9 protein-coding genes are annotated in these 12,540 nt (G+C 68.1%); 5 read left to right on the top strand and 4 right to left on the bottom strand.

All coding sequences use genetic code 11. From position 1 onward, the window contains the following. Positions 1-96 precede the first annotated feature (96 nt). The 3 genes from treS to G3I17_RS24355 all read left to right on the top strand — a co-directional run bounded on the left by treS (position 97) and on the right by G3I17_RS24355 (position 6,209). Positions 97-1,800 carry a maltose alpha-D-glucosyltransferase gene (gene treS, locus G3I17_RS24365; protein WP_239062873.1) on the top strand — a complete coding sequence of 568 codons (1,704 nt, stop codon included), beginning with the start codon at positions 97-99 and terminating at the stop codon, positions 1,798-1,800. Further along, positions 1,797-3,209, top strand: a complete 1,413-nt coding sequence (locus G3I17_RS24360) for a phosphotransferase (protein ID WP_164599879.1) — start codon at positions 1,797-1,799, stop codon at positions 3,207-3,209. Before treS ends, G3I17_RS24360 begins: the two co-directional genes overlap by 4 nt. A gap of 81 nt (positions 3,210-3,290) precedes the next feature. Continuing rightward, the gene (locus tag G3I17_RS24355; RefSeq protein WP_164599878.1) at positions 3,291-6,209 is read left to right on the top strand and encodes a BTAD domain-containing putative transcriptional regulator; all 2,919 of its coding nucleotides are present in this window, start codon (positions 3,291-3,293) and stop codon (positions 6,207-6,209) included. On the opposite strand, the gene G3I17_RS24350 is transcribed toward G3I17_RS24355, so the two are convergent. Continuing rightward, the gene (locus tag G3I17_RS24350; protein WP_343238401.1) at positions 6,135-6,581 is read right to left on the bottom strand and encodes a PIN domain-containing protein; all 447 of its coding nucleotides are present in this window, start codon (positions 6,579-6,581) and stop codon (positions 6,135-6,137) included. The two genes, G3I17_RS24355 and G3I17_RS24350, sit on opposite strands and share 75 nt — an antisense overlap. Before the next feature lie 5 nt (positions 6,582-6,586). Further along, entirely contained in the window at positions 6,587-6,817 is a 231-nt protein-coding gene (locus G3I17_RS24345; protein ID WP_164599877.1) for a CopG family transcriptional regulator, read from the bottom strand. 99 nt (positions 6,818-6,916) lie between these two features. On the opposite strand from G3I17_RS24345, the gene glgB reads away from it, so the two are divergent. Together glgB and G3I17_RS24335 are read left to right on the top strand one after the other, a co-directional pair. Beyond that, positions 6,917-9,235, top strand: coding sequence for a 1,4-alpha-glucan branching protein GlgB (gene glgB, locus G3I17_RS24340; protein ID WP_164599876.1), 2,319 nt, complete (start codon positions 6,917-6,919; stop codon positions 9,233-9,235). 249 nt (positions 9,236-9,484) lie between these two features. Further along, positions 9,485-10,543 carry a GNAT family N-acetyltransferase gene (locus tag G3I17_RS24335; RefSeq protein WP_203590660.1) on the top strand — a complete coding sequence of 353 codons (1,059 nt, stop codon included), beginning with the start codon at positions 9,485-9,487 and terminating at the stop codon, positions 10,541-10,543. Between the two features lie 20 nt (positions 10,544-10,563). Here the strand turns inward: G3I17_RS24335 and G3I17_RS24330 are convergent, their stop codons facing one another. Next, a complete protein-coding gene (locus G3I17_RS24330; protein ID WP_164599875.1) occupies positions 10,564-11,802 on the bottom strand; it encodes a sigma-70 family RNA polymerase sigma factor in 1,239 nt (412 codons plus the stop codon). A gap of 329 nt (positions 11,803-12,131) precedes the next feature. Next, complete coding sequence (locus G3I17_RS24325; protein ID WP_164599874.1) at positions 12,132-12,503, bottom strand: YciI family protein; 372 nt, start codon at positions 12,501-12,503, stop codon at positions 12,132-12,134. Positions 12,504-12,540 lie beyond the last annotated feature (37 nt).

Below are 12,540 nucleotides of genomic sequence, written 5' to 3'. Positions count from 1 at the left end.
AGGTGTCCACCAGCGCGTCGCCGGATCGACCCGGCGACGCGGATACGTAGTACCGCTAGGTTTGGATGACACCCGATGGAGGTGAGCGTGACCGACATGCTGCCGGAGCAGCACCACGGACTGACGAAGAGTGACCCGCTGTGGTTCAAGCGGGCCGTCTTCTATGAAGTCCTCGTGCGGTCCTTCAAGGACTCGAACGCCGACGGCATCGGCGACTTGCAAGGCCTGACCGAGAAACTCGACTATCTCGAGTGGCTCGGCGTGGATTGTCTGTGGTTACCGCCGTTCTATCCCTCACCTCTGCGTGACGGCGGTTACGACATCTCCGACTACACCGGTGTGATGCCCGAGGTCGGCACGATCGCCGACTTCGCCGCGTTCATGGAAGCGGCGCACTCGCGCGGTATGCGCGTCATCGTCGACTTCGTGATGAACCACACCTCGGACCAGCACCCCTGGTTCCAGGAGTCCCGCAACAACCCGGACGGCCCGTACGGCGACTTCTACGTCTGGTCCGACACCGATACGGCTTACTCGGACGCGCGGATCATCTTCGTCGACACCGAGACGTCCAACTGGACCTGGGACCCGGTCCGCCAGCAGTACTTCTGGCACCGGTTCTACTCCAACCAGCCCGACCTGAACTTCGAGAACCCGGCCGTCGGCGACGCGATGATCGAGGCGCTGAAGTTCTGGCTCGACCTCGGTGTCGACGGGTTCCGGCTGGACGCGGTGCCGTACCTGTTCGAGGAAGAGGGCACCAACTGCGAGAACCTGCCCAGGACGCACGAGTTCCTGAAGCGGGTCCGCAAGGAGGTCGACGCGAACTACACCGATCGCGTCATGCTCTGCGAGGCGAACCAGTGGCCTGGTGACGTGGTCGAGTACTTCGGCGACCGCGAGTCCGGTGGTGACGAGTGCCAGATGGCGTTCCATTTCCCGGTGATGCCGCGGATCTTCATGGGGGTGCGGCGCGAGTCGCGGTTCCCGATCTCGGAGATCCTGGCCCAGACCCCGCAGATCCCGGACACCTGCCAGTGGGGCATCTTCCTGCGCAACCACGACGAGCTCACGCTCGAGATGGTGACGGACGAAGAGCGCGACTACATGTGGGGCGAGTACGCCCAGGACCCGCGGATGAAGGCCAACATCGGCATCCGCCGCAGGCTCGCGCCGTTGCTCGACAACGACGTGAACCGGATGGAGCTGTTCACCGCGATGCTGTTGTCGCTGCCCGGTTCGCCGATCCTGTACTACGGCGACGAGATCGGCATGGGCGACAACATCTGGCTCGGTGACCGCGACGGCGTCCGTACTCCGATGCAGTGGTCCCCGGACCGCAACGCGTCGTTCTCGACGGCGACCCCGGGCAAGCTCAGCCTGCCGGTCATCATGGATCCGGTCTACGGTTTCCAGGCGGTGAACGTCGAGGCGGAGATGGAGAACGCGTCGTCGCTGCTGCACTGGACCCGGCGGATGATCCAGACCCGCAAGCAGCACCCATGTTTCGGGATGGGTACTTTCACTGACCTAGGTGGTTCCAACCCGAGCGTGCTGTCCTACATCCGCGAGTTCGGTGACGATGTGGTGCTGTGCGTGAACAACCTGTCGCGCTTCCCGCAGCCGATCGAGCTGGATCTGCGGCAGTGGCAGGGTGTGGAACCGGTCGAGCTGCTCGGCGGGGTGCACTTCCCGACCATCGGCGAGCTGCCGTACCTGCTGACCCTGGGTGCGCACGGCTTCTACTGGTTCCGTCTGCCGGTCAACAAGGCTGCTGATCGTGAGGAGAGCTCTTCGTGAATTCCCATCTGGACCAGGTCCAGTCCTTCTGCGCCAACCAGCGATGGTTCGGTGAGAAAGGACACGACGTGCACGTCGATGCGATGGCCACCTCCGTGTGGCTGTCGGACGAGGGCGTCTGGCCCGCGGTCCGGATCGGATTCGTCTACTGCGCCGGCCCGCCCGGCGCGGAGAACGCAATCCGGGTTTACCAGCTGCCGCTCAGCTACCACACCGCGCCGGCCGACAACCTCGGCCACGCGCTGATCGGTGACTGGGCGGAGCAGGACCTCGACGACACGAGGGTCTGGGTGTACGACGCGCTGCACGACAAGGAGGCCACGCCGTACTGGCTGGACGCCATCACCCATGGGCGGCAGCTGGACGGCCTGGAGTTCCACCCGGTGCACGCGCCGGAGCGGACGACCGTCGTACCGGAGGACGCGCAGTCGCTCGTCCTCACGGTCGAACAGAGCAACACGTCGCTGGTCTTCGGCGACACCGCACTGCTGAAGGTGTTCCGCCGGCTCGAGCCCGGGAGCAATCCCGGGGTCGAGATCGAGTCGGCGCTCACCGAGGCCGGCTCGGAGCTGGTGCCCGAGGTGCTCGGTTCGGCGCGGGGCTCCTGGCCGCGCGCCGGCGGTGGTACCGATGCGGGCGAGCTGGCGATGATGACGGCGTTCCAGAAGAACGCGACCGACGGCTGGTCGTACGCGACCACCTCGGTCCGGGACCTGTACGCCGAGGCCGACCTGCACGCCGAGGAGGTCGGCGGCGACTTCGCGGGTGAGTCCCATCGACTCGGTGCGGCGACCGCGCAGGTGCACGCCGAGCTGGCGAAGGCGCTCGGCACGGATATCTGGGAGCCGTCGCAGATGGTCGAGCACGCCGACGCGATGCGCCGCCGGCTCGACAAGGCGATCAAGGCGGTGCCCGAGCTCGGGGAGTTCGGGCCCGGGCTGACCCGGGCGTTCGACGCGCTCGCGGCGTCCGGCGTACCGGTGACGGTGCAGCGGATCCACGGCGACTTCCACCTCGGGCAGGTGCTGCGCACGATCGACGGCTGGAAGCTGATCGACTTCGAGGGCGAGCCGGCCAAGTCGCTGGTCGAGCGGCGCGCGCTGGACACCCCGATCAAGGACATCGCCGGCATGCTCCGGTCGTTCGACTATGCGGCGCGATCGCTGCTGGCCGACCACCAGGGCGACCAGCAGATCGCCTACCGGGCAGCCGAGTGGGCCAACCGGAACAGGCGCGCCTTCTGCGACGGCTACGCGGAAATCTCAGGCACTGATCCGCGCGATCAGAACGTGCTGCTGAGCGCTTTCCTGGCCGACAAGGTCATCTACGAGACGCTCTACGAAGCCCGCAACCGGCCGTCCTGGCTGCCCATCCCGTTGGCGGCGGCGGCACAACTGAGCGCACACTAATACCCAAAATTTCCGCCAAGTAATCTCACCCTGCGAAGAATTACTGAGCGTGGGTGAGGTGTCGCTGTAATACTTGCTGGTATGCCCACCGAGCCGCAGCTAGAGGTCCTCGTGCTCGGACCGCTGGCAGTTCGACTCGGTGGCGTGCCTCGATCGGTGGACCGGCCGCTGGAGCGCGCGCTGCTCGTGCGGCTCGCCCTGGCTGCCGGGATGCCGGTGCCGGATCACCGGCTGGCGGCGGACCTGTGGGGTGACGTCGACCTTGCGCGCCCGACCGAGCGGCTGCGCGTTCTCGCCTCCCGGTTGCGGGCGGCAATCAACTCCCCCGAGTCCCTGATCCGGGCCAACGGCGGCTATGCGTTGTCGGCGCAACTGACCGATCTCGTCGCTGCGCGGACGGCGGCGGAGCGGATGCACGCCGCAGTACGGCTGGGCGATCATCATGCGGTCCGCGCAGCCGCCGACGAGGCGCTCGGGCAGTGGCGAGGCCAGTCGTTGGCAGACCTCAGGACCATCCCGTACGCCGCGGTCGAAGGTGAGCAGCTCGACTCGTGGCGGGTCGACCTGCAGGTGGAGCGGCTTGACGCCGATCTCGCTCTTGGTGCTGCCGCGGAGGCCGGGCGCGAGCTGGAGGTGCTGGCAGCCGAGCACCCATTGCACGAACGGCTGTGGTGCCTGCTCGCACTCGCTTTGTATCGGACCGGCCGGCAGGCGGATGCGTTGAGCCGGCTGGCCAAGCTCCGCTCCAGGCTGTCGGCGGAGCTCGGCGTGGATCCGGCGCCGGACACCGCTGCGATGGAGCTGCGGCTGCTCCGCCAGGATCCGACCTTGCTGCTCACGCTGCCCAAACCGACCGTGGTGCCCACTCCCCCGGCGCAAGCTGGTCCGGTCCAGCTGCCCTCTCCGCTGACCAGCTTCGTCGGGCGGCAGAGCGAGCTGAATTCCCTGGTACGCCGAATCGCAGCGCCCGGCCTGATCACGCTGACCGGCGGGCCCGGCAGCGGCAAGTCCCGGCTCTCCGCCGAAGCGGCTCGACAGGTCGCATCGACCGGCCGGACCGTCCGCTTGGTGGAGCTCGCTCCGCTGCAGCGGGAGAGTGCAGTCCTGGAAGCCATCACCGGGGACGATGCCGGCGGCAACGATCCGCTGACTGCCGCGGCGGCGGCGCTGGACGGGACGGTGCTGGTGCTCGACAACGCCGAGCACGTCGTCGAACCCGTCGCGGAGATCGTCTCCGGGCTGCTCCGGCGGGCGCCCGCGCTGACCGTGCTGGTGACCTCGCAACGGCCGTTGCAGCTCGGGATCGAGGAGCTCGTCGCGATGGCTCCGCTGGATGCGATCGCCGCGGCGCAGCTCTTCACCGAGCGGTGCGCGGCCGATGCCCAGGGCGCCGATCCCGAACAGGTCGCGGCGATCTGCTCGGCTGTCGACCGGTTGCCGCTGGGCATCGAGCTCGCCGCCGGTCTGACCCGCACGCTGACCGTTCCACAGCTGGCCGACCGGCTCGAGCAGCGGATGCGCCTGCTGGTGGCCGGAACGCGTGATGCGAAGGCACGGCACGCGAGTCTCGTGGCGGCCCTGGACTGGAGTCATCAGTTGCTTGGTGACGCGGAGCGCGCAGTACTGCGTCGCGTGGCGATCTTCGCTGGTGGATTCACGCTGGAGGCGGCTGAGCAGGTCGCCCTCGATCCGCGGGATGTCGCGCCGGCGTTGACCGAGCTGGCTGATCGGAGCCTGTTGACGGTGGAAGCCGTGAACGGGCGGCGGTTCCGGCTGCTGGAGACCGTGCGTGACTATGCGCTGGCGAAGCTCGAGGCAGCCGGGGAGACCGACGCTGCGCGCACCGCCGAGCTCGACTGGGCGATCAACCGGGTCCGGACGATCGGGACCGACCACGACGGCTTCGCGACCGCCGAGTCGATCGCCGAGGTCTTCAACGAGTGGCCGAACCTGCTGGACACTCTCGACCGGGCAGCCGGCACCGAGCGCGAGGTCGACGGGCTGCGACTGGCGCTCTCCCTGCACACCCCTTGGCTGGTCAGAGGCTGGTACGGCGAAGCAGCGCGGCACTTCGAGGCGTTGTCCGGTGCTGAAGGCGCGACCCGGCCCGAGCGGGTGACTGCGCTCAGCAACCACGCTTTCGTGCTGACCATGCTCGGGCGCTTCGAGCAGGCGGCCGACCTGCTGACCGAGGCTGAGCGGCTCGCCAAGCTGCTGGACGACAACACGCTGACGCTGACGGTCCTGTACTACCGCAGCATCGTGGAGATCGAGCGCGGCCACCTGCGGAATGCGCTGACCCCGTTGCTGGCGGGTCAAGAGATGGCGGCCGCTACTCCCGACCAGGAACGCAGGTGGTCGGCCTTCACGGATGCCCTGGGCACCTTGTACCTGTACACCGGTCGTGCGGCGGAGGCCGTCGCGCAGTACGACGTCACCATCGCCGCCGACCGCATCTACGGCGACGAACACGGGTTGTCGCGCGGACTCAGCAACCTGGCCGGCGCACTCGTCGCACTCGGCCGGCTGCCCGAAGCGCTCGACGCGGCGACCGAGTCGGACCACTACGCCCGTCGGCTCGACGACCGGCAGATCCTCCCCCTGAACGAGGTGGTCCGCGGCTCGGTCTCGCTCGCGAAGGGCTCGATCGGCGACGCGGAGAAGTACCTGCGCTCAGCGGTCGAGTATGCCGTCGCGGACAACACCGGCGTCACGATGGCGCACATCGACCTGGCCGACGTACTGATCCTCGAAGGCGAACTGGACGAAGCAGCCGCCCTACTCGACGCCGTCTTCGAAGAGGCCCCCGCCAACAGCACCCCCTGGCTGGCGGCCAGAGCCGTCGCCACCGCCCTGGCCCAAGCCCAGGGCGACCTCCCCCGGGCCCAAACCCTCCTCACCGAAACCACCACCGCCCACACCACCTCAGGCTTCGCCTGGCCCAGGTACACAACCCGCCTGGACCAGCTGAGGCAGAAGCTCGAAGGCCTCGACGTGTAGCGGACGGACCACGCTGAAGTGCCGTCGGTCGAGTGTCGCAACCTGAGTAGCACCCAGCCGTTCCGCAGCTGTGATCACAGAAGCGTCAGTAGTTCCCAGTGGCAGGTTCCGGTAGACAGACGCCAGCTCGGCAATCCGCAACCAGTCGCGAGGCACCACAGGTTCCGCCACCAGGTTGCCCTGAGCAAGATCACCGAGAAACCGAACCTCCGCGGTGGTACCGAGACGGCTCGCCAGGAGGTAGGCGACCTCAGTGATCACCAGGGTCGGCACCAGTAGCGGGCCCGGATGGGTCGCCAGCAGTTCGAGGCATTCAGAGTGATGGCGGTCGTCGGCATCGACGTACGCATAGAGCGGACCGGCATCGACGATGAGGGCTATCGCTCGACCTCCGCCGCGAGGATCTCTTCGATCCGCTCGGACACGTCGGACTGCCCGCTCCGGCCGGCGCCGGCCGCGAGAAGTCTGCGTCGACGACCGTGGTGGGCTGCGAGGTGCGATTCGACGGCTTCCCTGGTGAGCTCCGAGATCGTCATCCCTCGCCGCGCGGCCTCGTGCCGGAGTCGGGCATCGAGCTCGTCGGGCAGCTTCACCGAAGTTCGCTTCATGGTATGCCAGCATACCGGACGGCAAGGCAGTTGTGTACATGGTGGGGAGACGGGTACGGGGTGCAGTAGATCAGGGTTCGATCGGGCAGGATGGGGTTTATGGATTCGAGCAAGAGCGACCAGGTGACGACGCCGATCTCCGAGGCTATGACAGAGCCGGCGCCGGGGCCGGAGGCAAAGGTCGTCGAGGCGGCCGCCGATGCGGTCGTACCGGCTGCTGATGCGGTGCCGGGAAGCCTTTTGCAGAAGGCTGTTCCGGTTGAGCGTGGGGTGCTCGAGCGGGTGGTCGGCGGGACGTATCACGACCCGCATCAGGTGCTCGGGCCGCATCTTGGCGACGGGGTGGTGACGCTGCGCGTCCTGCGTCCGTTCGCGAACACGGTGACGGCCGTCTTCGATAACGCGAGTGTCGAGCTGGAGCACGAGTTCGAAGGCGTCTGGGTCGGCGTGCTCGACGTCGACAAGGTGCCCGACTACCGGCTCGAGGTGACCTACACCGACGGCCCGGCGCTCGAGGTCGACGACCCGTACCGGTACCTGCCGTCGCTCGGCGAGATGGACCTGCACCTGATCGGCGAAGGCCGGCACGAGCAGCTGTGGACCGTGCTCGGCGCCCACGTCCGTCGCTACGACGGCCCGACCGGCACCGTCACCGGTACTTCGTTCGCCGTCTGGGCCCCCAACGCGCAGGGCATCCGGCTGACCGCCGACTTCAACTTCTGGGACGGCCGCGCGCACCCGATGCGCACGATGGGCTCGTCCGGCGTCTGGGAACTGTTCGTACCGGGCATCGGCCCGGGTACGCGGTACAAGTTCGACATCTGCGGTCGCGACGGCGTCTGGCGGCAGAAGGCCGACCCGATGGCGAACCTGGCCGAGGTCCCCCCGGCCAACGCGTCGGTCGTGCACGAGTCGACGTACGAGTGGAACGACGCGACCTGGATCGACCACCGCGCCGCCTCGCAGGCCTACGCCGAGCCGATGAGCGTCTACGAGGTGCACCTGGGCTCGTGGCGCAAGGGCAAGTCGTACCGGGAGCTGGCCGACGAACTGGTCGGCTACGTCACCGAGCTGGGCTTCACGCACGTCGAGCTGATGCCGGTGATGGAGCACCCGTTCGGCGGTTCCTGGGGCTACCAGGTCACCTCGTACTTCGCGCCGACGTCGCGCTTCGGCGACCCGGACGACTTCCGCTACCTCGTCGACTCGTTGCACCAGGCAAACATCGGCGTCCTCGTCGACTGGGTGCCGGCGCACTTCCCGAAGGACGCCTGGGCGCTGGCCCGGTTCGACGGCACCCCCCTGTACGAGCACCCGGACCCGCGCCGCGGCGAGCAGCCCGACTGGGGCACGCTGGTCTTCGACTTCGGCCGGCCGCAGGTCCGCAACTTCCTGGTCGCGAACGCGGTCTACTGGGCCGAGGAGTTCCACATCGACGGCCTGCGCGTCGACGCCGTCGCCTCGATGCTCTACCTGGACTACTCCCGCGAGGAGGGCCAGTGGGTGCCGAACCAGTTCGGCGGCCGCGAGAACCTCGAGGCGGTCTCGTTCCTGCAGGAGATGAACGCGACGCTCTACAAGCGGGTGCCCGGCGTGATCACCGTCGCCGAGGAGTCGACGTCGTGGCCGGGTGTCACCCGCGGGACGCACCTGGGCGGCCTCGGCTTCGGCTTCAAATGGAACATGGGCTGGATGAACGACTCGCTCAGCTACCTGGAGCACGAGCCGGTCCACCGCCAGTACCACCACCACGAGCTGACGTTCTCGATGATGTACGCGTACTCCGAGAACTTCGTGCTGCCGATCTCCCACGACGAGGTCGTGCACGGCAAGGGATCACTGCTGCGCAAGATGCCGGGCGACCGGTGGCAGCAGCTCGCCAACGTGCGCGCCTTCCTGGCGATGCAGTGGGCGCACCCGGGCAAGCAGTTGCTCTTCATGGGCTGCGAGTTCGGTCAGGAGTCGGAGTGGTCCGAGAAGGGTGAGCTCGACTGGTGGCTGCTGGACCACGCCGACCACCGCGGGCTGCAGCAGCTGGTCAAGGACCTGAACGGGAACTACAAGGACATCAAGGCGCTCTGGGGCAACGACCACGTGCCCGAGCGGTTCTCCTGGATCGATGCGAACGACGCGGGCAACAACGTCTTCTCCTTCGTCCGGTACGGCGACGAGGGGCAGCCGACGCTCGCCTGTGTCGCCAACTTCTCGGCGGTCCCGCACTTCGACTACCAGCTCGGCCTGCCCTTCGCCGGGCACTGGCAGGAGCTCGTCAACACCGATGCGCAGACCTACGGCGGCTCGGGCGTCGGGAACTTCGGCGGCTTCGAGGCCGACGGCCCCGGCTGGCACGGGATGGTGGCCAGCGCGAGCCTCTCGGTCCCCCCGTTGGCCACCCTCTGGCTCCGGTACGACAACTGAGTCGGCGGACGAGGTTGCGTCCGCCCCGACGCGACCTCATCCGCCTTCATAGTGATAGACGCACAGAAGACCGAAAAAGTTAGCCTTTGGACGATATTTATTTTGCTAGTTGCTCAGAAGGCCGCAGAGCTTGCTCGCCGTGCCGCTTCCTTCACGGTCTGTCAGCTTCAGCGGAGGCGGCGTTGAACGCCGTGTCCGCCGTGCCGGGCTGAGCGCCGCAACTGGGAGTCAGCAGGTAGCGTTCGCGGGGTGACGGGTGTGACTGGCGTGCCTCCTCAGCCGACTTTGACCGATGGCGAGCTGACGCTGCGGCCGTGGCGCGACGAGGACATCGACGTCGCGCACGGGCTCGCCGACGACGAGATGGTGCGCTGGTTCGACTTCCCCGGAATTCCGCCTCGCTCCGGAGTGGTGGAGGCCGTCGAGCGCTGGCGAGCGGAGTACGCGGACGACCGTACGGTGGTGAACTTCGTCATCGAGCTGGCCGGTGAGTCGGGCCCGGTCGGGACCGTGGAGATCCGCCGGTTGTCGGCTGGGGTCGGGAACGTCTCCTGGACGACCTACAAGCCGTACCGCGGGCGGCGGGTCGCGCAGCGCGCAGTCCGGATGCTGGTGGTTTACGCCTTCGGTGAGCTCGGTCTGGACCGGCTGCAGGTCGAGGTGGATCCCGAGAACCGCGCCTCCGCGCGGGTGGCGATCCGCTCGGGCTTCCGGCGCGAAGGACTGCTGCGGGGCGGGGCGTTGCTCCAAGGTGAGCGACGGGATGTCGCTGTCTACGGCCTGCGCCGGGACGACCCGCGGGCCGACTCGTTGCTCGGGTGGACTGCGCTGATGGATTCCGTGCTGCCGAAGAAGCGGGTGATCGCGCATGTGGTCGTCCGCGACACCGGCGGCCGGGTGCTGCTCTGCAAGGTCAGCTACAAGCGCGACCTCGAGCTGCCCGGCGGTGTGGTCGAGCCTGACGAGGACCCCGCGACCGGCGCGCTGCGCGAGATGCAGGAGGAGCTCGGCTTCCAGCTCCCGCTGATCGGCGTCCTCGCGATCGACTGGCTCCCCCGCTGGCAGGGCTGGGGCGACGCCATCGAGATCCTGTACGACGGGGGCGTCCACGACCCGTCATTGCTGGAGTCGCTGACGCCCGACGGCTTCGAGATCCTCGACGTCGCCTGGTACACGGCGGCCGAGCTGGCCGAGCTGGTCTCGCCGCTCAACGCCCGGCGCCTCCCGCTCGTACTGGGATCGCCCGACACCCTCCACAACCTGCGCGACGGCGAGCCGATCACGGAGCCCGAAGCTCCCTCCGCCTGAGGGCTACCGGGCTGACACCGTCACTGGACGAGGGCCGCGCGGCGGCGGGTGAGGAAGCGGCGTTCGGTGTCGTTGGCGGTGAGGGTAATGGCTTCGTCGTAGGCCTGAGCGGCTTCGGCCGGGCGGTTGAGGCGGGCCAGAACATCGGCTCTGGTGGCGGGGAGGTAGGCGTAGGCCTTCAGGGTCGACTCGTTGCTTAGGGCATCCAGTTCGGCGAGGACCGTGGTGAGGTCGGTGCCGGGGATGAAGCTGAGGGCGGCGGCGCGGTTGAGGGCGACGATCGGGGACGGCCAGCTGAGCAACATGGCGTCGTACATGCGGACCACTTGATGCCAGTTGGTCTGCTCCCAGGACGGTGCGGTGACGTGCAGCCCGGCGACGGCGGCCTGGAGGACGAAGCGGCCCTGGCCTCGTTGGAGGGCGGCCGTTGCCCGGGAGACGCCTTCGGCGAGGAGCTTGATGTCCCAGCGGCGTCGGTCTTGGTCGGCGAGAAGGACCAGCTCACCGTCTTCGCTGACTCTGGCGTCACCTCTTGCCTGGGTCATCTGCAGCAAGGCGAGCAGCGCCTCGGGCTCCGGCTCGGCCGGCATCAACCGCACCAGCAGGTGCGCCAACTCCAACGCACGTCCGGTCAGATCGGTACGAGTCAGCTCGGGACCGGCTGCCACGTGGCCGGCTGTATAGACGAGCTGTACCACCGTCAGCACCACGTCCAGCCGCTCGGCAAGCTCCTCGTCGGCAGGAATCCGGTACGGGATGCCGGCCGCCGCGATCTTCTTCTTCGCCCGGGTGATCCGCGCCGCTGCCGTCGCCTCGCTGATCAGCAACCCGGCCGCCACCTCCCGCGTGGTCAGCCCGCAGATCAACCGCAGCGTCAGCGCGATCTGCGAATCCCGCGCGAGCGCCGGGTGGCAACACGTGAACACGAGTCGCAACGGGTCGGTCGGCTGCTCGCTCTCCCCCGGCGCGACCGGATCCTCGATCAGCAACGGCAGCTTCCGTCGCAGCGTCGTCTCCCGCCGCAACCGATCCAGAGCCAGCCGCCGCGCCACAGTCGTCAACCACCCCGCCGGATTGTCCGGCACCCCATCGGGCCACGTCCGCAGCGCTTGCACGAACGCATCCTGCGTACAGTCCTCCGCCAGATCCAGATCCCGCGTCAACCGCACAGTAGAAGCCAGCACAGTCGACCAACACGCTCGATGCGCCTCGTCGACCAACCCGGCAACCTCCCGCGCAGTACTACCTCCTAACTCCACTCCACTCACCTCCTTCCAACCCCGACCACTCTCCCCCACCACCCCACCCCGACACCACCACCGCTCACACCACCACCCCGCTCTTGCTCCCCACTAGCCAGGTCCGCACCACCACACCCCGCCGCGGACACGAGGTCGGTAGTACGCGCAGGACTGTCGGCTCTGGGACGTCGAGAAGGCAAAGCGCCGCAGGTACTGCGCCCGGAAGCCCAAGCCCTTCGCCCGGGATGTGTGGGTGACAGGAGCGTTGGGCGGCGGGATGGGGGCGCGCACTCGGCCGGGCGCGCGCCGGCTGAGGCGCGTGCCCGATCGGGGTGCAGTCGTGTCCGTCAGGCTGGTGGGGCTGACTCGCCGGAGGTGTCCATGACCGGGCGGACCTCGATGTTGCCCGAGGGGCAGAGTTTGGCCAGGGCGAGCGCCTGGTCGAGGTCTTGGCATTCGATCAGGTAGAAGCCGCCGAGGGCCTCCTTGGTCTCGATGAACGGGCCGTCGGTGACGAGCGGGGCGCCGCCGGGCTGTTGCTTCACGGTGCTCGCTGTGGACGACTTCTCCAGGGCCGCGCCGCCGAGGATGCTCGCGCCCGCTGCCTCGACCGCCTCGCCGAAGGCGGTGTGCAGCTTCATCGTGTCCTGCCAGGCCTCGGCCGTGAGGTTGTCGTAGAACTCTTCGCTGTCGAACAGCAGGAACATGTACTGCGCCATTTCTGGCTCCCTCGTCTCGGGGTTCTCTTGGACATCT

The organism is Streptomyces sp. SID13031 (assembly GCF_010548305.1).
Lineage (GTDB): Bacteria > Actinomycetota > Actinomycetes > Propionibacteriales > Kribbellaceae > Kribbella.
The sequence above is the reverse complement of the archived record's forward strand: the minus strand, read 5'-3'. Positions and strand labels throughout refer to the sequence as shown.

Coding starts and splice junctions, on each gene's coding strand:
- treS (WP_239062873.1), top strand. CDS start 97: ATGCTGCCGGAGCAGCACCACGGACTGACGAAGAGTGACCCGCTGTGG.
- G3I17_RS24355 (WP_164599878.1), top strand. CDS start 3,291: ATGCCCACCGAGCCGCAGCTAGAGGTCCTCGTGCTCGGACCGCTGGCA.
- G3I17_RS24345 (WP_164599877.1), bottom strand. CDS start 6,817: ATGAAGCGAACTTCGGTGAAGCTGCCCGACGAGCTCGATGCCCGACTC.
- glgB (WP_164599876.1), top strand. CDS start 6,917: ATGGATTCGAGCAAGAGCGACCAGGTGACGACGCCGATCTCCGAGGCT.
- G3I17_RS24325 (WP_164599874.1), bottom strand. CDS start 12,503: ATGGCGCAGTACATGTTCCTGCTGTTCGACAGCGAAGAGTTCTACGAC.